The sequence below is a fragment of the Erythrobacter sp. S249 genome, assembly GCF_057364975.1.
Genome location: NZ_CP200287.1, coordinates 820,762 through 844,354 on the forward strand (window position 1 = coordinate 820,762; position 23,593 = coordinate 844,354).

20 protein-coding genes are annotated in these 23,593 nt (G+C 60.5%); 10 read left to right on the top strand and 10 right to left on the bottom strand.

Annotation, left to right across the window (positions count from 1 at the left end; translation table 11 throughout):
- Positions 1 to 85: 85 nt before the first annotated feature.
- The 6 genes from AC0V6V_RS04020 to AC0V6V_RS04045 all read right to left on the bottom strand — a co-directional run bounded on the left by AC0V6V_RS04020 (position 86) and on the right by AC0V6V_RS04045 (position 5,658).
- Positions 86 to 832: a proteasome-type protease gene (locus tag AC0V6V_RS04020; RefSeq protein WP_486164158.1), complete on the bottom strand. Its 747-nt coding sequence runs from the start codon at positions 830 to 832 to the stop codon at positions 86 to 88.
- Between the two features lie 75 nt (positions 833 to 907).
- Positions 908 to 1,732 (bottom strand): transglutaminase family protein, encoded by an 825-nt coding sequence (locus AC0V6V_RS04025; protein ID WP_486164159.1) that lies wholly within the window; start codon positions 1,730 to 1,732, stop codon positions 908 to 910.
- A complete protein-coding gene (locus AC0V6V_RS04030; protein ID WP_486164160.1) occupies positions 1,732 to 2,676 on the bottom strand; it encodes an alpha-E domain-containing protein in 945 nt (314 codons plus the stop codon). The genes AC0V6V_RS04025 and AC0V6V_RS04030 overlap by 1 nt, the downstream gene beginning before the upstream one ends.
- Positions 2,677 to 2,693: 17 nt before the next feature.
- Positions 2,694 to 4,091, bottom strand: coding sequence for a circularly permuted type 2 ATP-grasp protein (locus tag AC0V6V_RS04035; RefSeq protein WP_486164161.1), 1,398 nt, complete (start codon positions 4,089 to 4,091; stop codon positions 2,694 to 2,696).
- Positions 4,092 to 4,188: 97 nt separating this feature from the next.
- Positions 4,189 to 4,962, bottom strand: coding sequence for an esterase/lipase family protein (locus AC0V6V_RS04040; protein ID WP_486164162.1), 774 nt, complete (start codon positions 4,960 to 4,962; stop codon positions 4,189 to 4,191).
- Positions 4,963 to 5,118: 156 nt separating this feature from the next.
- Positions 5,119 to 5,658: a DUF3617 domain-containing protein gene (locus tag AC0V6V_RS04045; protein ID WP_486164163.1), complete on the bottom strand. Its 540-nt coding sequence runs from the start codon at positions 5,656 to 5,658 to the stop codon at positions 5,119 to 5,121.
- Positions 5,659 to 6,012: 354 nt separating this feature from the next.
- Here AC0V6V_RS04045 and uvrB point away from each other — a divergent pair, with 354 nt between their 5' ends.
- Complete coding sequence (gene uvrB / locus AC0V6V_RS04050) at positions 6,013 to 8,211, top strand: excinuclease ABC subunit UvrB (protein ID WP_486164164.1); 2,199 nt, start codon at positions 6,013 to 6,015, stop codon at positions 8,209 to 8,211.
- The gene (locus tag AC0V6V_RS04055) at positions 8,208 to 8,825 is read left to right on the top strand and encodes a hypothetical protein (protein WP_486164165.1); all 618 of its coding nucleotides are present in this window, start codon (positions 8,208 to 8,210) and stop codon (positions 8,823 to 8,825) included. Before uvrB ends, AC0V6V_RS04055 begins: the two co-directional genes overlap by 4 nt.
- Here the strand turns inward: AC0V6V_RS04055 and AC0V6V_RS04060 are convergent.
- On the bottom strand, positions 8,797 to 10,818 hold the full coding sequence (locus AC0V6V_RS04060) for a protein-disulfide reductase DsbD family protein (protein ID WP_486164166.1): 2,022 nt from the start codon (positions 10,816 to 10,818) through the stop codon (positions 8,797 to 8,799). The genes AC0V6V_RS04055 and AC0V6V_RS04060 overlap by 29 nt on opposite strands.
- A gap of 154 nt (positions 10,819 to 10,972) precedes the next feature.
- On the opposite strand from AC0V6V_RS04060, the gene AC0V6V_RS04065 reads away from it, so the two are divergent.
- A complete protein-coding gene (locus AC0V6V_RS04065) occupies positions 10,973 to 12,190 on the top strand; it encodes an FAD-dependent monooxygenase (protein WP_486164167.1) in 1,218 nt (405 codons plus the stop codon).
- On the opposite strand, the gene AC0V6V_RS04070 is transcribed toward AC0V6V_RS04065, so the two are convergent.
- The 3 genes from AC0V6V_RS04070 to hemC all read right to left on the bottom strand — a co-directional run bounded on the left by AC0V6V_RS04070 (position 12,187) and on the right by hemC (position 14,793).
- Positions 12,187 to 13,110 carry a hypothetical protein gene (locus AC0V6V_RS04070; protein ID WP_486164168.1) on the bottom strand — a complete coding sequence of 308 codons (924 nt, stop codon included), beginning with the start codon at positions 13,108 to 13,110 and terminating at the stop codon, positions 12,187 to 12,189. The genes AC0V6V_RS04065 and AC0V6V_RS04070 overlap by 4 nt on opposite strands.
- Before the next feature lie 69 nt (positions 13,111 to 13,179).
- On the bottom strand, positions 13,180 to 13,863 hold the full coding sequence (locus AC0V6V_RS04075; protein ID WP_486166214.1) for a uroporphyrinogen-III synthase: 684 nt from the start codon (positions 13,861 to 13,863) through the stop codon (positions 13,180 to 13,182).
- Between the two features lie 18 nt (positions 13,864 to 13,881).
- Positions 13,882 to 14,793, bottom strand: a complete 912-nt coding sequence (gene hemC, locus AC0V6V_RS04080) for a hydroxymethylbilane synthase (RefSeq protein ID WP_486166037.1) — start codon at positions 14,791 to 14,793, stop codon at positions 13,882 to 13,884.
- Positions 14,794 to 14,891: 98 nt separating this feature from the next.
- Here hemC and tsaD point away from each other — a divergent pair, with 98 nt between their 5' ends.
- The 7 genes from tsaD (at position 14,892) to acs (ending at position 23,540) form a co-directional block, all read left to right on the top strand.
- On the top strand, positions 14,892 to 15,956 hold the full coding sequence (gene tsaD, locus AC0V6V_RS04085) for a tRNA (adenosine(37)-N6)-threonylcarbamoyltransferase complex transferase subunit TsaD (RefSeq protein ID WP_486164170.1): 1,065 nt from the start codon (positions 14,892 to 14,894) through the stop codon (positions 15,954 to 15,956).
- Positions 15,956 to 16,972, top strand: coding sequence for an NAD(P)H-dependent glycerol-3-phosphate dehydrogenase (locus tag AC0V6V_RS04090; protein ID WP_486164171.1), 1,017 nt, complete (start codon positions 15,956 to 15,958; stop codon positions 16,970 to 16,972). The genes tsaD and AC0V6V_RS04090 overlap by 1 nt, the downstream gene beginning before the upstream one ends.
- Before the next feature lie 71 nt (positions 16,973 to 17,043).
- A complete protein-coding gene (locus AC0V6V_RS04095; protein ID WP_486166038.1) occupies positions 17,044 to 18,540 on the top strand; it encodes a lipopolysaccharide biosynthesis protein in 1,497 nt (498 codons plus the stop codon).
- Positions 18,541 to 18,648: 108 nt separating this feature from the next.
- A complete protein-coding gene (locus AC0V6V_RS04100; RefSeq protein ID WP_486164172.1) occupies positions 18,649 to 20,352 on the top strand; it encodes a vWA domain-containing protein in 1,704 nt (567 codons plus the stop codon).
- A 98-nt stretch (positions 20,353 to 20,450) separates the two neighbouring features.
- Complete coding sequence (locus AC0V6V_RS04105) at positions 20,451 to 21,086, top strand: hypothetical protein (RefSeq protein WP_486164173.1); 636 nt, start codon at positions 20,451 to 20,453, stop codon at positions 21,084 to 21,086.
- Positions 21,087 to 21,148: 62 nt separating this feature from the next.
- Positions 21,149 to 21,508: a response regulator gene (locus AC0V6V_RS04110; RefSeq protein ID WP_486164174.1), complete on the top strand. Its 360-nt coding sequence runs from the start codon at positions 21,149 to 21,151 to the stop codon at positions 21,506 to 21,508.
- 91 nt (positions 21,509 to 21,599) lie between these two features.
- Entirely contained in the window at positions 21,600 to 23,540 is a 1,941-nt protein-coding gene (gene acs, locus AC0V6V_RS04115; RefSeq protein ID WP_486164175.1) for an acetate--CoA ligase, read from the top strand.
- Positions 23,541 to 23,593: the final 53 nt, after the last annotated feature.

Sequence of the window (23,593 nt, forward strand, 5' to 3'; positions counted from 1 at the left end):
GAACTGACTCGGAGGGGGCCGAGGTCCAAAATGGATGCAACAGCTTGTGCGACCGCTCAGTGCTTTCGCGGATCAGGTCAAATGACTAGGTTTCCGGGCCGAAACTGTAATCCGGCAAAGAGTGAAATGCCGATTTTAGCGCATCGCCCCAACTCGATGAGATCGAGTCGAAATAGGGGTCGTCCTGCGTGATCCGGTGCTGATGCGTGGGCGCAAAGTCATCGCGGCCAATCACCATCAGGTCGAGCGGCAGCCCAACTGAGAGGTTCGCCTTAAGCGTGCTGTCGAACGACACCATCAGCAATTTCACGGCGTCCTCAAAGCTCATGTCGCGGTCATATCCGCGCAGGATAATCGGGCGACCATACTTTGTTTCACCAATCTGGAAGAACGGTGTGTCGAGGCTAGCCTCAATGAAGTTGCCCTCTGGGTAGATCATGAACAATCGCGGCTCCATGCCTGCGATCTGGCCAGCAACGATAATGGTGGCGGTGAACTTGCCGCGCCCGCGATCGCCATTGGCGCTTTGGCGTTCTTCGATTGTCGTGCGCAGCAGCTTGCCAATGTCGGAGGCAACCTGAAACATGGTCGGCGATTTGAACAAAGTGTTCTCGCGCTCGTCAGGCTCTTTGGTGCGTTCCTCCAGCTTGCCAATCACGGCTTGGGTGGTGGCCAAATTGCCAGCGGTCATAACCGTGATCATACGCTCGCCCGGGACGCTCCAATGGAACATCTTGCGGAACACCGAAATGTTGTCGACGCCCGAATTGGTGCGCGTGTCGCTCATCAAAACCAGGCCGCGGTCCAGCATCATGCCAACGCAATATGTCATATGATTCTCTTATAGTTATCAGAGCGCGCAATTAGCTGACTTGCCTCGCGCCGCAAAGCGATATTGTGTGAGCGCCTATTGCTGGCTTTGCTGTTCCACGGCGACTTCAACCTTCAGCGATTGCTGGGCCGATCCAAAGCTGATCCCGGTGACCGGCGCAGCGTCGCGGTAGTCCCTGCCCGTGGCAACGCGAACATAGCGCGGATCGGGGCTGATCCCGTTGGAGATATCAAATCCGACCCAGCCCAGCCCATCAATATGCGCCTCGGCCCAGGCGTGGCTCGCCTCTTGGTCGATCCGGTCGTTCATCATCAGATAGCCGCTGACATAACGCGCAGGAATATCGGCCATGCGCGCAGCGGCTAAGAAGATATGCGTGTGGTCCTGACATACGCCCTCGCCCGCCTCAATCGCCTCTTCTGACGTCGTGCTGACCCCGGTTGAGCCGGTACGGTAGGCAACCTGATCGCGGATAACCGCAGAAAGTGCGTGGAGGAAATTGAGCTTATCGCTCTGACCATCGCCCTCGCCCGTATCCACCTCGCGCACCAACGCGCGCAGCTTAGGCCCCGGCTTGGTCAGCTTGGTCTGACCCATAAAGCTCCACAGCGGCAAATGGCCCGAATGGCGGCCAATGACGCCCGCATTGTCTTCGGTCTCCACCACGCCGCGGCAGGTCACGCTGACTTCCTGAACGCCGGGCTCCAGCGCGATCAACGTGACAGTGTTGAAATGCTGGTCGTCATATTCCAGCTCGCTATGCGCGTTCTCATAGTCCATCTGCCAATCTAGGATCTTCTGACCCTGCGTCTCTTTCGGCGTCAGGCGCAGCCGCTGGAGCGCATGCACCACGGGATCAGTGAAGCTGTAACGGGTGGTGTGGCGGATCGAGAGGCGCATCAGTGGTGAAACCTGTAATCGCTGGCAATCGCCGCACTGATTGCAACATTGCTATGCATGAAGCTCAGCAGGAAATCGTGCAGGCCCTGGTCAAATATCTGGTCCACGGTGATATCGGCAATCTCCATATCGGCCTCGCGCATCAAAGAATTGCACTCGCCTTCGCTCCCGTGAATCCGGGCCAAGGCCGCCAATTGATCGCGCAGCGCGCTGCGGCAAAAGGCCAGGCTGCGAGGGAAGCGGTCATCCAGCACCAGGAATTCGACGATCCCGCGCGCTTCGATCCGTCCGGCGTGCAGCCAGGTGTAGGCGCTCGCCCCGGCGACGGATCGCAGCACTTGCTCCCATTGGCTGCTGTCAATCCGCGAGCCGACATGGCCAAGCGTTGGCAGCAGCAGGTAGTACTTCATATCGAGGATGCGCGCCGTGCTTTCCGCGCGTTCGATAAAGGTGCCTGCACGCGCAAAGTGATAGGCTTCATTGCGCAGCATTGAGCCCTCCACCGCGCCATGCACCAGCGTGCCCGCGCGGCGGATCATAGCGACCACATCACCGACGGAATTTTGCCCCACCGGGCGTCTCAGCGCGTCTTCCAGCGCCATCCAATTCTCATTGACCGCAGCCCACACTTCGCTGGAGATATTTGTCCGCGCCATGCGCGCATTGGTCCGCACGGCGCCAAACATTTCGCGCACGCTGGCCGTGTTATCGCGGTCGCGCAGGATGAAGTTCCACACCTGCTGCCCGGTGTAATCGTCGTGTGTGGCTTCATAGGCCGCCTGCTGACCGGAGGTCGCGATGACAGAGCGCCATTCTTCCTCGGCCGTCGCCGTGTCCCGGGTCAGCGCCATGCGCAGCCCAGCCTCTAAAAGCCGCGCAGTGTTTTCGGCCCGCTCCAGATAGCGGAACATCCAAAACATGCCATTGGCGGTGCGTCCTAACATCGTGCCGTTCCCCGCCCCTAGTCCTTAAGGACCCAAGTGTCTTTGGTGCCGCCGCCCTGGCTGGAATTGACGACCAAAGAGCCATCTTTGAGGGCTACGCGCGTCAGACCGCCCGGGGTGATGTCGATGCCGTCAGGCGAGACCAGCACGAATGGGCGCAAGTCGACGTGACGCGGCGCGAGCCCCTTGCGAGTGAAAATCGGACAGGTCGACAAGGCCAGCGTTGGCTGAGCGATGTAATTTTCCGGATTGGCCTCCAGCTTAGCGCGGAATTTCTTTATCTCGCGCTTGGATGCGGTCGGCCCGATCAGCATGCCATAGCCGCCAGAGCCGTGGACTTCTTTCACCACCAGCTCGTCCAGATTGTCGAGGACATAGGCCAGGCTGTCATCATCTGCGCAGCGCCACGTTTGCACATTGGGCAGCAGCGGCTTCTCGCCGGTGTAGAACTCGACGATTTCAGGCATGAAGCTGTAAATCGCCTTGTCATCGGATACGCCCGTGCCCGGCGCATTGGCGATGGTAACGTTGCCCGCGCGGTAGACGTCCATGATGCCGGGAATGCCCAGCACGCTGTCGGGATTGAAGGTCAGCGGATCGAGATAATCGTCATCCACCCGGCGATAGATCACATCCACTTGAGCATAGCCATCAGTGCAGCGCATTTGCACTTTGCCATCGACCACGCGCAGATCGCTCGCCTCGACCAAAGTGGCGCCCATCTGATCGGCCAGAAACGCATGTTCGAAATAGGCAGAGTTGTAGATGCCCGGCGTCAGGACTGTGACGTTCGGCTTGCCTTTGGTGCCCTCCGGCGCGCATGCGGCCAGACTGCGTGCAAGGCGGCGCGGATAGTTCGACACGCTCTCCACCCCAATGCGGGAGAAGAGATCGGGGAACATCGACATCATCGTCTCGCGGTTTTCGAGCATGTAAGAGACGCCCGATGGGGTCCGCGCATTGTCTTCCAGCACGAAGAACTCATCCGGCCCGGTGCGCACCAGATCAATTCCGACGATATGCGTGTAAATCCCGCCCGGAGGAGTGAAGCCAACCATATTAGGCAGCCACGCGTCATTGTTCCGCAGCAGCCGCTCTGGCAGGCGGCCCGCGCGGATAATCTCCTGCCGATGGTACAGATCATAAAGGAAGGCGTTGAGGGCGCGTACGCGCTGCTCAATCCCCTTGGTCAGCCGCCGCCATTCGCCCGCTGTGATAATGCGCGGGACCATGTCGAACGGGATCAGGCGCTCTTCGGCTTCATCTTCACCATAAACATTAAAGGTTATCCCGGTGCGGCGAAAACTCTCGTCTGCATCCTTGGCTTTGCGGCGCAGCAGTTCATTCTTCTGCTCGCCATACCATGTTGAATAATCAGCATAGGCCGGCCGCGGAGCCCCATCGGGGTCAAACATCTCATCAAATTGGGAAGCTGACAGAACCGATTACCCCTAAGAATTGCGCGCTATGCAAGGATGCTAGGCATTATTGCGCAGTCTCACAAGCAAAGGTTCAATCGCGATTGAGTTCCTCAAGAACGGCAGAAATCGCCTCTTCCGAGTAAGAAAAGCCAATATGCGTGCAGCGCAAGGCAACCGCACGGTCGCGTTCCTCTGCGGTGCCACAGGCGGCGCGCGGGGCGATCATCCCGTCGCGCGGGCTCCACAAGGCGATGGTCTCGACCGGTGGTTTCTCGCCCAAGTCCGTATCGATTGGCGGATCATCGACCGAATGGCCGGTCACAAATTGATAGGCGCGCCAGACATTGTTGGCTCGCGGATCACCAGAAAACGGCGATCCCATCGTGATCACTTTCGCCACCGCTTGCGGTTGGCGCTTGGCCAGCTCGCGCGCGAAAATCCCGCCAAGGCTCCAGCCGAGCAGCACGACCGGCTCTCCGGCCCGCTCGCTCAAATTGACCAAACGCTCCTCCAGGCTGGCGAGGTTTTCTTCGCTTGGCCCCAGATTAAATCCGAGGCCCCAACGTTTCGCGGTGTGGCCTGCGCGCTCCAATTGCCGCGCCATAAAGCGCATGCGCAGCGGATGCGTCATAAAGCCGGGCAGCACCATAATCGTGCGCGGATGCCTGGCGCGCTCAATTGCAATCTTGCGGCGCGGACGCTTGACCACTTCTGCCAGCGCCTCGGCCTCACCCAGAAATTGCATCAGGCTGGGCCGCGGCGCGCGCTCTTCCTCTGGCTGGCGCGCCAGCGCGATCCGGCGCGCGAACTCATCACGCGTCCACAGTGAGGATTTCAATTCGGCAAGAGTAGCGAGTGAAGCCATAATCTTAGAACAAATCCCTTGGCAAAGCAGCGAGACTTACGGAGCGAAATCATCTTCGATCACGTAAATTAAGCTGCGCGCGTGAACGCTTGGTGAAGCGAATTTGCGCCCCACCATCGCTCTGCCACGGCTCACAGATTATGGCCTCAAAGCGGCTTAGCCCGCTGGGCAATCGCCAATGCGTTCGCTGGCGATGTTCATGGTCATCTTCATATCGCCCATGCCGGCCATATTGCCTTCCATCGACATGGTCATATCCATGCTGGTTTCGGTGCCAGTGCCATCCAGGGTCATCACCATCTCGCCTTGGCCCGGCACGTTACAGGTCATCTCTGCGCTAATATCGCCGCCATTGACGTTGAACTTACTGGTTTCGCATTCGCCGTTTTGCGGACCCTTTGCGAGCTCTTCAAAACCCTTGTCAGCGTCTTCTTGCGACATGCAGGTCTCAGTTACCTGCTGGTCCATGCCACCTTTCATCATCTCCGCAACTTCTGGTGGAGCGCCGGGGATTTCAACGCTGATCAGCTTGGTGGTGGAGCGATATTGCCCCGCCTTGGGCTTGACTACCTCGCTTGCAACATTGGCCATTTCTTCGCTCGAGACAACGCCGTCACCATCCGCATCGGCATCGGTCGGCCCTGAACACGCTGCAATCGCTCCCGCGAGCGCCAACACACTTACAATCCGCTTCATATCCAAATTCCCTCCAGAAAGACTATTCATGGTGCTATCTGTCAGAGCGCCACTTCACAAGCGCGCATCCGCGCCGCATATGCCTTTGCATGTCCGAACTTGACCTTGGCTCATGGGTTCGGACAGCACTGACGGAGCCAATTTGGCCTTCTCAATAGGCGCGAGGAATGAACCATGGATAACCATAGTGATTGACGAGCAACGAAGTGAGAAGGCCAAATTGGCCCGCCGCTTTGCGGTCGCAGTATGGGAGCCCTCGAACAGCGTCACTTCGCTTGTTCGGGCAACCAGCCCGACCGGTGCGGCGTTCCTTGTCGAGAACTCCCATACTGCGATCAGGGACTGCCCGAACCCATGAGCCAAGGTCTTATCATCCGCCGAGGGTTAGAAGAACCCGACACCTCAGGGGATTTCACCCCGCATCGCCCCGATCGTCCAGAGAAAAGCGATCCGGGCAGGCCGTTCAAAATCGTCTCTGAATATGAGCCCGCTGGCGACCAACCCACGGCCATCGCAGAGCTGGTGGAAGGCGCAAATGCGGGCGAAAAGACGCAGACCCTGCTGGGCGTGACCGGGTCGGGTAAGACCTTCACCATGGCAAAGGTGATTGAGGCGACGCAGCGCCCTGCCCTGATCCTCGCGCCCAACAAGATCCTCGCTGCGCAGCTTTACGGCGAGTTCAAAAGCTTCTTTCCCGACAATGCGGTCGAGTATTTCGTATCCTATTACGATTACTACCAGCCAGAGGCCTACGTCCCGCGCTCTGACACCTATATCGAGAAAGAAAGCTCGGTAAACGAGGCGATCGACCGGATGCGCCACGCGGCCACCCGGGCTTTGCTGGAACGCGATGATGTGATCATCGTCGCCTCGGTGTCGTGCCTCTACGGTATCGGCTCGGTCGAGACTTATTCGGCAATGATCTTCGACATCAAGAAGGATGAAACCGTCGATCAGCGAGAGTTGATCCGCAAGCTCGTCGCCCTTCAGTACAAGCGTAACGATGCTGCCTTTCAACGCGGCACTTTCCGGGTGCGCGGCGACAATCTGGAGCTTTATCCTTCGCACTATGAAGACATGGCCTGGCGCATCAGCTTCTTTGGCGACGAGATCGAAGAGATCGCCGAATTTGATCCGCTGACGGGCAAAAAGGGCGCAAACCTCGACAAGGTCCGCGTCTATGCGAACTCGCACTATGTGACGCCCGGACCGACCATGAAACAGGCCGCCGCCGCGATCAAATTTGAGCTGGAGCACCGGCTCAAAGAGCTGCAGGAAGAAGGGCAATTGCTGGAGGCGCAGCGGCTGGAGCAGCGCACCAATTTCGACCTTGAGATGATTGCCGCGACCGGCAGCTGCGCCGGGATCGAGAATTATTCCCGCTTCCTAACCGGACGCCTGCCGGGTGAGCCGCCGCCCACTTTGTTTGAATATCTGCCGGAAAACGCGCTGCTGTTTGTCGATGAGAGCCACCAGACCGTGCCGCAAATCGGCGCGATGTCGAAGGGCGATCACCGCCGCAAGATCACTTTGGCCGAGCACGGCTTTCGCTTGCCGAGCTGCATCGACAACCGCCCATTGCGCTTCAACGAATGGGACGCGATGCGCCCGCAAACCTTTGCCGTGTCCGCAACGCCGGGCGGCTGGGAAATGGAGCAAACGGGTGGTGTTTTTGCCGAGCAGGTGATCCGCCCCACCGGACTAATCGATCCGCCGGTAGAAATCCGCCCGGTCGAGGATCAAGTGCAGGATTGCATCCAGGAATGCCTTGCGGTGGCCAAGAAGGGCTACCGAACACTCGTCACCACGCTGACCAAACGCATGGCAGAAGACCTCACCGAATTCATGCACGAGGCGGGCGTTCGCGTGCGCTACATGCACTCCGACGTTGAGACGCTGGAGCGGATTGAACTGATCCGCGACCTGCGTCTTGGCGTCTATGACGTGCTGATCGGGATCAACCTGCTGCGCGAGGGACTCGACATTCCCGAATGCGGCTTGGTGGCGATTTTGGATGCTGATAAAGAGGGCTTTTTACGCAGCGAGACCTCGCTGATTCAGACGATTGGCCGCGCCGCGCGCAATGTCGACGGGAAGGTGATCCTTTACGCGGACCGGATCACCGGCAGCATGGAACGCGCCATGGCGGAGACGGAGCGCCGCCGCGAGAAGCAGCGCGCCTTCAACGAAGAACACGGCATCACCCCGCAAACGATCAAGCGCGATATTGCCGACATTGTCGCGCACAGCGCCGCCCAAGATGGGGTGACAGTCGATACCGGCGATGAAGAGGTCAACAATCTCGTCGGCCACAATCTGCGCGCCTATATCGAAGACCTTGAGAAACGGATGCGCGATGCCGCCGCAAACCTCGAATTTGAGGAAGCTGGCAGGCTACGCGATGAAATCCGCAGGCTCGAAAATGACGAGCTGGGCCTGCCTGATGACGAGAAGAATGCTCCCAAGGTTGGTCGCTCTGACGCTGGCCGCCCGGGAACGCGCAAGACCCGCTATGGCAAGAAACGCGCGAAATTTATGGGCGGGAAGCCGTGAGCCGAAACGCAGCCATCGCCGCGCTTGGATTGACGGCCATTGCCCTCGCCGCCTGCAAGCCGCCGCCGACCGATGCGGATATTGCTCGCGATATGCCTGCCGAGGTGCCGCAGGGCCCTTCTGAGCCGCTCGACTCCCCAGATATCGAGGGCGCGGTTTGGGCGGCTAGCGCGACCCCTTGGCGGATCATCTATGGCAAGCCTGGCGAAGCGCCCTTGGTCTCGCTCGAATGTGTTGAGACGGCAGGTGATCCGAACCTGCGCGTCACTCGCTATGCTACGGCGGACGAAGGCGCGGGCGCGATCCTGGCCTTTGTTGGCAATGATAGAATTGGCCGCATGAAGGTCGATGCGATTGAGACCAACGCCGGCTTTTTGTGGCGCGGTGAAGATCCGGCGGTTGATCAGGACTGGGAGCCGCTGATCGGGCCAGAGGAAGTGACGCTGACCGTGCCAGGCGCTGGCATGGTTACGCTGAACCCCAGCCCGCTGCCGGTTGATTTGGTAACAGGTTGCCGGGGCGGTCGGTTGGAACCACTCAAGGGCGCGCTTGATGACGCAATTATCGAGGAAGCCGCGTCAGAGACTAACGAGCCCGCTCAGCCCGCTCCTTAAGCAAATCTGGAGTCAGCACTTGCGGCAATTGCTCCGCCTCCGTGCCCGACTCATACCACAGATACAGCGGCACACCCGCCGCGCCTTGTTCAGACAGGAACATGGTGATCGCCTCGTCGCGCTGCGTCCAATCGCCCGCCATGGTGACCACGCCAGCGGCTTCGAACGCCTCGCGGGTGGCCTCGCGCTCAATCGCGACGCTCTCATTCACTTTGCAGGTGACGCACCAATCGGCGGTGAACCATAGGAACACCGGCTGTCCGCTGGCACGAGCATCCGCCAGTGCCTGCGCACTGTAAGCCTGAGGCGAATGGATCGATTCCTCGGTGAGGTTCGTCACTGGCGCGGCAAAGCTGGCGGGCAAAGCGAAGGCCCCGAAAATTACAAACGGCGCGGCGATCAGGCCAAAGGCGGGCCAGGCCATTTTGCCCGCGCGCTGCAAGCGGCCTACCACCAGCAAGGCGACAATGAGACCGAACACGACAATCAGCGCGAACAGCGCAAATCCTTGCCCGCCCAGCCGCGCCGTTAGCCAGATCAGCGCAAGCGCGGTCAGCCCCATCGGGATCGCCATGATCCGGCGAAAACGCTCCATCCACGCGCCTGGCTTCGGCAGCATCCGGCGCAGCGCAGGCACAAAGCCGATCAGCAGGAAAGGCAAGGCCAAGCCGAGCCCCAGCATCGCAAACAGTAGCAGCGCCTGCGGCACAGGCAGCAGCAGAGCCGCACCCAGAGCCGCCGCCATAAACGGCCCGGTGCACGGGGTCGCCGCGAAAGCCGCGAGCAGGCCGGTGGCAAACGCGCTAGCAGGCTCTCCGCCGCGCGTGATGGAAATGGAGGGAAGCTCAAAAACGCCTGCGAAATTCGCGGTGATCACGCTGGCGAGCACGAGCAGCACGATGACAACGCCGGGGCTTTGCAACTGGAACGCCCAGCCCACTTGCTCCCCGCCAGCCCGCAGAATGAGCATCACCGCACCCAACCCTACGCAGGCGAGCACAACGCCAGCGGTGTAGGCAAGCCCCTCGGAGCGCGCCTTGGCCTCGCTCTCACCAGCGCGCGCGAGCGCAATCGCTTTAAGACTGAGGATCGGGAAGACGCACGGCATGATGTTGAGGATCAATCCGCCGACCAATGCGCCGAGAATTAGCGTCCAGAGAGGCGGGGTCTGCGGCGCAGAAGAAGTGATGATCCGCTCGCCCGTGAGCGCCACTTCGCCTTCACTCGCCTCAAACCTTACCCCAGCGCCATTGCCGAAAGACAAGATGCCTTTGACGCCGTCCGCAGGCTGCCCCTCTTCTACCCAGTCGGACAGTGGAATCTCGACGCTGAGCATGTCGCCATCGCGGCGAAAGGTTTGGGCGAGCGAATATTGAACCAGCTGCTCGTTCTCGATGAACACATGCGGATCGCTGAGGCTAACCTCAGCAGGCAGCGGTATCGCCAAACGCAGGTTCGTGCCTGCAACGGCAAAACTCGCCTCCGCATCCAGCAGCGGCGCAATCTCTGCGCGCCAGCGGGCAAAATCACCACCCTGCCTTTCCCGCAAAACCGCATCCTGCGGCACGCACACTTTGTCGGTGCAGGCAAGATATTCGACGAAGCCAGAGATCGGCTCGCGGGTGGTGTTATTGACCTCGCCGGTCACCTGGATCGGCACCAGAACCGTGTATGCGCCCTTGTAAATGTGGTTCATCAGCTCGGTATCGACCAGCTGCTGAACAAATCGCTCTGGCACGGGGTAGAGCGGCTCGCCCATCTCCCAGCCATCGGGCAGGTTCAGCCGCAATTGCATGCCCTGCCCCGCATCGCCGGGGTTGGACCAATATCCGTGCCATTCCTCATTGCTGTTCGGGTCCGGCGTGAATCTCAGGGCGAGCAGCCATTCCTCGCCCGCTTTCGGTAGGCCATCCGCGCGCAGCTCCACACTGATGTTCTTATCGCCAAACCGCGCCTCTGTCGGGATTGCGCCATCTTGAGCGTGTGCCGGCAAGATGGCAGCCGCAAATGCACTGAGCGCAAGCACCAGTGCAGCAAACCATAGCTTTGGTAGCGGGAACTTTCTTGCGTCTATCACGGTCGAACCTCTAGGACTGTCAAACACTATTCGCAATCAAAGCGGCATAGGTTTCATAGAGGCAGGCAGAATGACGAATGACACGCGCGATCTTTTGATCCTTGGCGGCGGGCTGGTCGGCATGACGCTAGCGCTGACCGCTGCGCGTAAGGGCTTTTCCAGCCATGTCGTCGACCGCGCCAATCCCGATGATCTGCTGAAGGAAGGGTTTGACGACCGCGCCACCGCGATCTCGACCGCCAGCTGGCAATTGTTCCGCAATATTGGCCTGGCAGAGACACTGGAGTCGTTAGCATGCCCGATTGCGAGCATTGCCGTGACCGACCAAATGAAGCCGGGGCGGATCGATTTTCAGCCCGAGCCGCACGAGGGGTCGCTCGGGCGGATGCTGCCCAATCTCAGCCTGCGCCGGGCGATGTTTGAGGCGGCGGCGAAAGAGCCGCTGATCAATTGGGTGTCCGAGGCAGAGATCACCGAGCGCCAGCGCAGCGAGTTTGGCGTTGCCGTGGTGCTAAGCGATGACACAAAGCTCAAAGCCAGCCTGATGGTAGCCGCCGAGGGGCGCAGCTCGCCCACGCGGACAGAAGCCGGGCTGGTGGTCGCCAATTGGGAATACAGCCACCGCGCGATCATCGCCGGGCTGACGCATGAAAAACCGCATGACAATGTCGCTTGGGAGATATTCTATCCCGCCGGGCCATTCGCGCTGCTGCCAATGCTGGACGATAAGCAAGGTCGGCACCGGTCCTCGCTGGTGTGGACCGTCGGCGAAGATGACGCGGCAGGCTTTTTGAAACTGTCCGATCGCGCATTTCTGGCCGAGCTGGAAAAGCGCATGGGCGGGATGTTTGGCGCGATCACCAGCACGGGTGCACGCTCATCATGGCCATTGGGCTTTCACCACACGGCCAAAATCACCGGCGAGCGCCTGGCGCTGGTTGGCGATGCGGCGCACGGCATTCACCCGATTGCTGGACAAGGGCTCAACCTTGGCCTGCGCGATGCCGCGACTTTGGTCGAAGTGCTCGAAGAGGGCCGCAGGATCGGCCTTGATCCCGGCGATCATCAAAGCCTGATGCGCTATGAAAACTGGCGCGGGCTTGATGCCTTTATGGTTGCGACCGCTACCGATGGCCTGACGCGCTTGTTCGGCGTGCCGGGCAAAGCGGCCTCTGCCGTGCGCCGATTGGGCATGGCCGGGGTGCAGCGCAGCGGCGCGCTAAAACACTGGTTTATGGACGAGGCACGCGGCGTCTCTGGCGAATTGCCAGAGCTGCTGCGCGCTTAATCTTCGCTGGTCGCCTCTACCGGGCTCAATTGTTCCACTGCATTGCCGGCGCCATCACGCAGACGGCGCGGTTCAAGCACGGCGGCGGTTTCAATCGTGTCGAGTGCGTCCATCGCATTGCTGAACCGGGTGGCATCCGCGATCCAGTTTTCTGCGCTGGCCGCGCCAGGCAGGTTTTGCACCTCGGCAATGGCTGCATCGACCCGGCCGCTTTCGAGGAACAGGCGGGCCCGGTCCAAGCGGCGCTCTGGCTGAGGGGACGGCGTATCTTCGCGGCGGATCACGAACAATTCGCTGAACTCGCGGCGAATATCGGCCCAGGAAGAGACCTCGTCAGGCTCGGCCAGATCTGGGCCAAGGCCCTCAAGCCGCGCGAGCAATTGATCAAGCGTTATTGGACGGCGCGAAAACGAGATGATGGTGCGCACCGCATTTGGCCAGTTATCTCCAAAACGCAGACGCAATTGATCGGCCAGAAAGCCAAGCTCAGCCCCGCGTTCGATCGCGCGGCGCGTCGCAAAAGCGATCAGCAGGCCCTCGGCCCGCGCCGCATTACCGGCCGCCGCCTGCGCTTGCAGGTCAAGCCGCGCGAGGCGCTGCTCCGCTGCTGCCAAGCGTTGATCGAGGCCGCCTTGCTGCTCCGCGAGACCTTCAACGGCCTCAACCTGCTCTTCAATCGCCGCTTCGCTTTCCTCTGTGGTGGGCGTGGGCAAAGCAGGCAGTTCCAGCCCCGGCGTTTCTTCCGAGCTGGCGACCGCGACCGGCTCATCTGCCGTTTCAACCGCAGCGATTTCGTTATTGGCATTGTACCAAACGATGTAACCGATCAGTGCTCCTCCAGCAGCGAAGGAGAACAGAGCGGCCAGCATTATTCCTTTGGTTGAGCCGCTTTTGCGGCGACTGCCGAATTTCGATTCCATTTTAGTCCGTTCTGCGATCCGTTGTGCGCGGCCCGTTTTGGGGGCTGAGCCGCTGCCATATTTGTGATGCTATTGCCACATGTCCAGCGTCATGGCTAGCAATTCGGCGTCCCTCGGCCGGGGGGCAGCGCGCGTATCGGCCCAGCCAGAGCCAGCAGCGGCCAGAATACGCGGGCCGAGCGCAGCCAATGAAATGCGCGATTTGTCGATGCCTAGACGGTCGCACTCTTTGGCAAAATGCTGTGCTGACGACGCCGAATAAAGCAGCACGATCGCAGGAACAGTCATCAGCTTTGCATGCGCATTGGTCATTGCAATTTCACGCATCCGATAGACCACTTTTTCGGTGATTGTGACGCCTTCGGGCGGCATCAGGTTGATCCGTTCCTCTCCCGCGAGGCGCAGATAATGGATCGGGGAGACGGCAACAGTGTCCAGCACGCGTTGCAAACCACCCTCGCCAGACAGCGCCACCTTAAAACCCATATCGCGCGCAGCTTCTGCGGTTGCCTGCCCGACCGCATGAACCGGCAAATGTGTAAGCTCGCTAAGTTTGCTTCCGCCATGACGAAAGGCATTGGCGCTGCCGACTAGCAGCGCCTGCATTTGACTGAGGTCGGGCATTTCCCATGCGACTGGCTCTGCTGCAGAAAGCGCGAAGCCTTTAATGGGCAGGCCCAATTCCTCGCCCAGGTCCAGCGTTGATGACAGTCCCGGCTCTGGCCGAACCGCAATGATCGTCTGTGCGCTCATGGGCGGCTCATATCCGGCCTAGCCAGCGCCGCCAAAGTGCGGGGTGGTGCCCGGCCCAGCGCGCGACAGCAGGTCCGCCGCCAGCGCTTTCGCCGCAGCAGCATCGCCAATGGCAAAGCACGCCTCGCCCTCCACACGTTCTGCCCCATCCGGGCTGAACAGGGCGGCGCGCATCGAAATGCGGTCTCCATCAGCCTCGCACAGCACAGCAACCGGGCTGTGACAGGTGCCGCCGAGCGCCTCAAGCAGAGCGCGCTCCGCCAGAACTTCAGCGCGGGTCTGAGCATGATCAATCGCGGCAACAGCCTTTAAAGCGGCCTCATTGCCAGCGGCGCATTCAATCCCAATCGCGCCCTGAGAGGCCGCCGGGATCCAATCGCCAGTCTCCAGCGGAGTGCCCACGCCAGTTTCGCCCAAACGCTCCAGTCCAGCTGCTGCGAGGAAGGTCACATCCGCCTCGCCCGCCTGCAATTTCGCCAGCCGGGTTGCGACATTCCCGCGAAACATCACCACTTCAAGATCTGGCCGCTGATTGAGCAATTGCGAAGCCCGTCGCGGCGCGCTGGTGCCGACCTTAGACCCCGGCGGGATCGCCGCAATAGCACTCGCCCCGATCAACACATCGCGGCGGTCCGCACGCGGCAAAAACGCCGCCATTACAAAGCTATCAGGCCGGATCGTCTCAACATCTTTGAGCGAATGCACCGCGGCATCAATCTGCCCCTCGCCAAGCCACTGATCGAGCTCTTTGGTCCACAGCGCTTTGCCGCCGATATCAGCCAGCGGGCGGTCTTGGATCTTGTCACCGCTGGCGCGCACCGGCACCAATTCGACCTGATCCTCGCTCCAGCCATGCGCCTCGCACAGCCGCCGCCGCGTCTCGTACGCCTGCGCCATCGCAAGCGGAGATTCGCGCGTTCCAAGCCGCATCTTAATGGGGTTTGCGGCATCCGCCGCGCTGCTCTGATCGTTAGGCTGGCTCATAGGCACGCTTGCTCTAACCACCTAAGCGACTAAGGAAAAGCCGCATGAGTGAATTGCCGTCAATCATACCCGACAACCCTACCGTGTTAGGCATCGAATCTAGCTGTGATGAGACGGCGGTTGCTGTGGTGCGCGGCGATCGGACAATCTTTGCTCAGCGGATTGCCAGCCAAGAGGCGGAGCACGCGCCCTATGGCGGGGTCGTGCCAGAAATCGCTGCCCGCGCGCATGCAGAGCGCCTCGCCCCAATGCTGGAGGCGGTGATGGCGGATGCAGAAATGACGCTGGAGGATGTGGATGCGATTGCCGCCACCGCTGGCCCCGGCCTGATCGGCGGGGTGATGGTTGGCCTGGTCAGCGCAAAGGCGCTGGCAATGGCATCGGGCAAGCCGCTGATCGCGATCAATCATCTGGAGGGGCATGCACTCTCCCCGCGCCTGGCTGATCCTGAGCTTAACTTTCCTTATCTGCTGTTGCTCGCATCGGGCGGGCATTGCCAAATCCTGCTGGTGGAAGGCGTTGGCGAATATCGCCGCCTTGCAACCACGATCGATGATGCCTTGGGTGAAGCGTTCGATAAGACTGCCAAGATCCTGGGCCTCGGTTATCCCGGTGGGCCGAAGGTGGAAAAGTTAGCGCTCTCCGGCGATGCCTCCACCGTTCCGCTGCCCCGCCCGCTAAAGGGATCAAAGGAACCGCATTTCTCCTTCGCTGGCCTCAAAAGCGCGGTTTTGCGGGCCTATGACAGCGGGGGGCACCGGTCCGAAGACATTGCTGCGAGCTTTCAGCAGGCAGCGATTGACTGCCTGATCGACCGGTTAAACCACGCCCTGAAAGGCTTAGAAACGCCTCCCGCCCTAGTGGTTGCCGGAGGCGTTGCGGCCAACACCGCGATCCGATCCGCGCTTGAAGCCTTCGCCAACAAACATCACATGCGCTTTGCCGCGCCGCCCTTGGCGCTGTGTACAGATAACGCCGCGATGATCGCTTGGGCCGGGTGTGAACGCATGCCGCTGGAGCAATCTGATCCGCTCGATTTCAAGGCGCGTCCGCGCTGGCCGCTTGATCCAGAGGCGGAAAAAGCGCGCGGCGCAGGAGTGAAAGCATAATGACGGCTCTTCCCAAGATAGGCGTGATTGGCGCAGGCGCATGGGGCACGGCTCTTGCACAAATGCTCAGCACCGACGGGCGCGATGTGCTGATTTGGGCCTATGAGGCGGATTTGGTCGATGCGATCAATTTAGAGCATCGCAACGCGCTATACCTGCCATCAGCAACGCTTTCGCCCAGCATTCGCGCGACCAATAATATTGCCGATCTGGCGCAGCTGGACGCGGTTCTGGCGGTGACACCGGCGCAAAACCTCGGCGCGGTGCTGTCGCAATTGCCAAAGGCGCCGCGCGATCTGGTGCTGTGTTCCAAAGGCATCGATGCGGGCACGGGTCAGCTGATGAATGAGGTTGCCAAAACCGCCTGTCCAGACAGCGACATCGCCGTCCTATCCGGCCCCACCTTCGCGCATGAGGTTGCAGACGGCCTGCCCACGGCGGTCACGCTCGCATGCGGCGGCGGCAATGCGCAGTGGGAGCGCCTTTCGCCAGAAATCGCCCGACCATCGTTCCGCCCGTATTACACCCATGATGTGACCGGCGCAGAGATCGGCGGCGCAATCAAAAACGTGCTCGCGATTGCCTGCGGCGTGGTCGACGGCCTGGCGCTGGGCCAGAATGCCCGCGCGGCCCTGATCGCGCGCGGCTATGCCGAAATGCTGCGCTTTGGCGAAGCGCTGGGCGCAGAGGCTGAAACACTCGCCGGGCTGTGCGGTCTGGGTGATCTGGTGCTCACCTGCTCCTCCACCTCCAGCCGCAATTTCTCGCTCGGCAAGGCCCTTGGCGAAGGCGGGTCTGCCACTGATCTGATGGCGGATCGCCGCACCGTTGCAGAAGGGGCGCACACCGCGCCCGTTCTCAAGCGTCTGGCCGAGGAACGCGGCATCACCATGCCGATTGTGATCGCCGTCAATGCAATCCTCGCCGGGGAAAGCCCGCGCACCGCAGTCGCCAGCCTGCTCGCTCGTCCGCTAAAGGCGGAGCAAGAACGCGAGAACAGGAACCATCAGGCTTGAGCCTACCCCCAGCCTCATCTTCGCCGCCAGCCAGCGGAGCAGCCAGCACACCCGGCGATGACAACGCCGATATGCAGGCGCTGGCTAAGGGTGGTCGGACCAATTTCTTTGGTTTCATCCTGCGGCTGGTTGCCCGCCTGCCCTTTCTGTTTATCGCCGGGCGGCTGTACGGAATTGACGCGGTCGGACGCTTCGCCTCTGCGCTTGTCCTGATCGAAATCCTCGGACTCGTTTGTTCTCTCGGCGAAAAGCGCGGCTTGGCTCAGCGCCTGACCGAGGGCACAGATGGCGACGGACCCGAGGCCGAGCGAGCCAAGGTCAATCTCGTGTTCGACGGGATGCTGATTGCGCTGATCCTGTCCGCATTCGCCGGCCTGATCCTGTGGCTGTTCCCGGTCGTGATGTTCCCGAACGGGATGAACAGCGACTATGACATCTGGCTGATTGCGGCGATCCCAGCCATTGCGCTCACGGAAATTCTGCTGGCCGCGCAGGCATACAAATACGACATCGCCACCACCGTGCGCGCGCGGGCCATAGTGGAGCCGTGGACGATATCGATCATGGCGGGCGTGTTCTTCTACCTGCCGCTTTACAATGGCATCACTGAGTTTCGCGAAGCTGGCCTAGCCCTTGCGTTCATCTGCTCGATATACGCCGCACTGGTGACCGCCGCCTGGTCGTTCTTGCGCAGCTATGGATTGCCGAGCGGATGGCGTCCTCGTCCGCGCTATATGTGGAAAGTCACCGCACGCGCTCTGCCGCTGATGGGTGCAGATGCCGTCGAATGGGGCACGCGCCGGGTTGATATCTTTATCCTCGGCTTCTTCGCCTCACCCGCCGCCGTCGCGGTCTATTACATGGCTCAGCAAATCGCGAGCCTGCCGCAGAAACTCAAAACCAGCTTTGAGCCAGTGCTGGGCCCGGTCATTACCAAAAACCTGAAGAGCAAGAACTACGCCGCCATCGCAGCTCAGGTCCGCCAAGTCGGTTTCTGGATCATCGCCGCTCAGGCCGCGATTGCACTTGCGCTGGGCGTACCGGGCGAAGGCGTGATGGGCCTCATCGGACCGCAATATGTTGGCGGCACTGGCGCGCTAGCCTTCCTGCTCGCCGCAGAGGTGGCCGCGGCTATGGCGGTCGTCTCGGAAAGCGTGCTGGTTTACATTGCGCGCAAGCGAAACCTGCTGATTTCGGTCGGCACGATTGCGCTGCAGGCTGCGCTCACCATTGGGATTATCAAAGGGGTCGAACACCTCGGGTTTTCCGAGCCGTTTAAGGCCGCCGGTGCAGCGCTCGCCTTGCTGATTGCATTGGGATGCGCGAGCTTGGTCAAGGCGCTGCTGCTCAAGAAGCTATTGAAGGCCCCGGTCAGCAACTGGCGCTGGGCCTTGGTCTGGGCCGCCGCGCCCGCCGTCGTCGTGGGTACAGCGGCCACATGGCTGCCGGAATGGGCCGAGCTGTTGTTCGGAATTCCGGCAATCCTGCTGACATTCGGCTGGGTCATCTGGCGCCGCGGATTTGGCGAGGAAGACCGCCTGCTGTTCCGCAAGAATGTGGGCGGATAGAGAGCCTCCAAGCCCACCCGTTTCACCGCGCGTCCGGCACGTTCAGTCACGATTAACGCCCAAAAGCAGAGCTTTGCATCTCGAGGGTTATTGTGGGGAGTCGTGAAGATGCGGAATTCAAACCTAGCGTTTAAACTGGCAGGCGTTGGCTTGCTAAGCCTGGTGATAGCGGGCTGCGCAGCCAATCAGGGCAATGTCGCCACAACCGGCCAACCTGATGAAAAGGTCGCTGTCGCACCTCCACCACCGCCTCCGCCGCCGCCTCCGCCGCCGCCACCCCCACCAGCGCCCGTCGCCGCAGAAACGGTAGTCGTCACGGGCGCGCGGATCGCTGGTGCAGACTACGCACCTGTGACCCGCCGCCGTCCGCCCCCGATTATCAGCGTCCCGCCCGTGCGCGTGCCAACCGATCCGGGCCGCGAGCAATATGACGGCGAAGAGGTCTCGCCAGTCAAACTGACCAGCGCAGAGCCTGTCTCCACCTTCAGCGTCGATGTTGACACCGGCGCCTATGCCAATGCGCGCCGCTTCCTCACGCAAGGGCAGATGCCGCCGCGTGCCGCCGTGCGCACCGAGGAAATGATCAACTATTTCCGTTATGATTACGCCAAACCAGCCGACCGCTCTCAGCCGTTCAGTGTGAACACAGACATCGCCCGCACACCGTGGAACGAAGACACCTATCTGATGCGGATTGGCCTGCGCGGCTATGATTTGCCGCGCGAAGATCGCCCACCGGCAAATCTCGTATTCCTGATGGATGTGTCAGGTTCGATGGGCCAGCCGGACAAGCTGCCCTTGGTCAAAACCGCGCTGGCAGGCCTCGCTGGTGAGCTTTCGCCGCAGGACCGCGTATCCATCGTCGTCTACGCAGGCGCTGCGGGCATGGTGCTCGAACCCACCAATGACACAAAGAAAATCCGCCGCGCTCTGGACGAGCTTTCCGCTGGCGGCTCAACAGCTGGTGGCGCAGGCTTGAAGCTTGCCTACAACATCGCGGAGGACAGCTTCATCAAAGGCGGCGTCAACCGCGTGGTCCTGGCCACTGACGGTGACTTCAACGTCGGCGTATCGAGCCAGGACGCGCTGATCGAACTGATCGAGGAAAAGCGCGACAGCGGCATCACGCTCACCACGCTCGGCTTTGGCCAAGGCAATTACAACGAAGCGATGATGGAGCAGGTCGCCAATCACGGAAACGGCAATTACGCCTATATCGACAGTGCGCTGGAGGCGAAAAAGGTTCTGGGCGAAGAGATGAGCTCCACCCTTTTCACCATCGCCAAAGACGTCAAAATCCAGGTCGAATTTAACCCGGCAGTCGTCAGCCAATATCGCTTGGTCGGCTATGAAAACCGCGCGCTGCGTGAGGAAGACTTCAACAATGATGCGGTCGATGCTGGCGACATTGGCGCAGGCCATCAAGTCACCGCTATTTACGAGATTGTCCCCACCGGAACCGAAGGCTGGATCGCGCCGCGCCGCTATGAAGACAAGCCCTCGCAAACCGCGCAAAGCCGCGAGGCGGAGGTCGCTCAGGTAAAGCTGCGTTACAAATTGCCCGATGGCGATAAATCGCGCCTGATTGAGCGGTTGGTAAAACGCAGCGAACTGCTGCAAGCGAAACAACCGTCCGGCGATTTTGCCTTTGCCAGCGCCGTTGCCGCCTATGGTCAATTGCTTCGCGGGGACAATCTCATGAAAGGCTTTGGCCACAGCGATATTGAAACGCTCGCGGGCTCTCAGGATGATTACTGGCGGCAGGAATTCATCCGGCTGAACGCCCTTGCAGGCAGCATGAGGGGCGGCTGAGGCGCACCAATCTCTCAAAACTTATGATGACCGCTTGGAATGCGCGAAGCGTCGCTGCTATGGCGCGTAGGCAAAGTGGTAATTCATAGGATTGAGAGATGACACCTGAGTTCTTTGAGGCCAATTGGCCCGTCATTCTGATTGTCGCGATTGTGGTGCTGTTGCTGGCGTTTTTCTGGCTGTCGGCAAACCGCAAAGCATCAGTCGTCGACAAGGACACGAAAGATGTTCTGGACGAAGGCGCTGCGCCTGCGGCCCGCAATCAAGCGCTCATCGATGCGCCTAAGGCTGCGGTCAACGATACAGGCGTTCCGGTGCCTGAGGCCACGCCTGAGCCAGCACCAGCACCCGCGCCCACCCCTGAACCAACGCCGACACCTGAACCCGTCGCGCCGCTGATCCAAGAAGATCCTGCCCCGCCCGTTCTGGGCGAAGCGCCAAGCGAGCCCGCCGGTGAAGCGGACATGCCTGCCCCCGCGCCGTCCTCTGGCGCAGCAGATGATCTGACCCAGATCAAGGGCCTGGGACCGAAGCTCGCCGGGCTGCTGAACACCCTTGGAGTGACGACGTTTGCTGAGATCGCTAGCTGGGATGAGGCCGATATCGACCGGGTCGATGATCAGCTTGATCGCTTCAAAGGGCGCATCCGCCGCGACAGCTGGGTGGAGCAAGCAAAGCTGCTTGCCGCTGGCGATGAAGCAGGCTTTTCCAACAAGTTTGGCCAAAACGGTTGAAATAAATGGGAAACATTTGCCCAAACTGTGTTACATAGGAATATGTGAACGAGGAGAGGACAATGACTCAGGCACGGATTTTGGTCGCTGAAGACGAGCGAATCGTCGGTTTTGACCTCTGCGAAACGGTGGAAGAAGCCGGGTTCGAAGTGGCCGGTCCGCACACCGATATCTCCTCAGCGATGCTCTCGTTCCAGAAGAACAAGCCCGACTTGGCAATTCTGGATGTGCAATTGGATGACGGCATCGTCTATCCGCTCGCACAGAAATTGCGCGATGAAGACGTGCCGATCATCTTCCACTCCGGCCAGTTCACTCGTGATGAAGTGAACGAGCGTTTTCCAGAGGCAACGACTTTGCTGAAACCCTGCCCGCCCAATGAAATGCTGCGCACGGTGGTGAAGATCCTCGAAGACCAATAATCGCGTCAAATCGCGTATCCACTAACGCGGCGCTTCCCACACGCCTCCGCTTCGCTTATCCCTGTACGTCATAAAAGACGGAGAGCGATACGTGAGCCAAGACCTGTTTCCTGTGCCAGACGAATGGGCGACAAACGCAAAGTTCAACGCAGCCAAATATCAGGCCCACTATGCCCGTTCGATCAGCGATCCTGACGGGTTCTGGCGCGAGGAAGCGCAGCGGATCGATTGGATCCAGCCATTCGAAACCGTCAAAGACGTAAGCTATCACGAAGCTGATTTTCGCATCGGCTGGTTCCTCGGCGGGAAGCTCAACATCTGCGCCAATGCGCTCGACCGGCATTTGCCGAAACGCGGAGACACCGCGGCGATCATCTGGGAACCGGATGATCCCAGCACGCCGGGGCGCACCCTCACCTACCGCGAGCTTCACCGCGAGGTTTGTCGTTTTGCCAATGTGTTGAAATCAAACGGCGTCACGAAAGGCGACCGGGTCACGATCTATCTGCCCATGGTGCCAGAGGCCGCAATTGCCATGCTCGCCTGCGCGCGGATCGGCGCGGTGCATTCTGTCGTGTTTGCGGGTTTCTCTCCTGATGCGCTGGCGGGCCGGATATCCGATTGCCAATCCGACATTGTGTTAACCGCCGACGAGGGCCTGCGCGGAGGCAAGAAAGTTCCACTCAAAGCCAATGTCGATGCGGCCCTGGAAAAGGTCGATGTCAGCCGTGTCATTATGCTGAAGCACACTGGCAGTGATGTCGGCTTCACTGAAGGCCGCGACATCTGGTGGCACGACGCCATCGGCGCAGCGAGCGATGAATGCGAACCAGAGGTGATAGATGCAGAAGACCCGCTGTTCATCCTCTACACCTCAGGCTCCACCGGAAAGCCGAAGGGCGTGCTGCACACAACCGGCGGCTATGCCGTGTGGACCAGCATGACGCATGAATATGTGTTCGATTACACACCGGGCCAAATCTATTGGTGCGCGGCTGATGTCGGCTGGGTCACCGGGCATTCCTATGTCGTTTACGGTCCGCTGCTGAACGGCGCGACGCAGGTGATGTTCGAAGGCGTGCCCAACTATCCCGACCACTCGCGGTTCTGGAACGTTATCGACAAGCACAAGGTCGAGATTTTCTACGCCGCCCCCACTGCCTTGCGCGCGCTGATGCGCGAAGGCGATGAGTTTGTGACAAAGACGGATCGCTCCTCGCTCCGCCTACTCGGCAGCGTGGGCGAACCGATCAATCCAGAGGCGTGGGATTGGTATCACCGCGTGGTGGGAGAGCGCCGCTGCCCCATCGTCGACACTTGGTGGCAGACCGAGACGGCGGGCGCGATGATCACCCCCCTGCCCGGCGCAACTGCGTTAAAGCCCGGCAGCGCCAGCACGCCAATGTTCGGGGTTCAGCCCGGTTTGGTCGATGCGGAAAAGGGCACTATGCTGGAGGGCGCAGCCTCTGGCGCGCTCGTGATCACCGACAGCTGGCCGGGGCAGATGCGCACCGTTTACGGCGATCACAAGCGCTTTTTTGACACCTATTTCAGCCAATATCCTGGCTATTATTTCAGCGGCGATGGCTGCCGCCGGGACGCGGATGGCTATTACTGGATCACAGGCCGGATCGATGATGTGATCAATGTCTCTGGCCACCGCATGGGCACCGCCGAGGTGGAAAGTGCGCTGGTCGAGCATCCGCTGGTGGCCGAGGCCGCGGTGGTTGGGATGCCGCACGAGGTAAAGGGCCAAGGCATCTACGCCTATGTCACGACCAATGCAGGCACCGAAGACAGCGAGGATTTGCGGCGTGAACTGGTGCAATGGGTGCGCAAGGAAATTGGCCCGATCGCGACGCCGGATGTGCTGCAATTTGCCCCAGGCCTGCCCAAGACCCGCAGCGGTAAGATCATGCGGCGGATCCTGCGCAAAATCGCCGAGAATGACATGGGCAGTCTGGGCGACACCTCGACATTGGCCGACCCGAGCGTGGTCGAAGATTTGGTCGCGAACAGGCCGGCGGTATGATGGCGCGATGGGCGCAAAGCTGTCCTACAGCGGGCGCCGCGCCTATGGTCTCA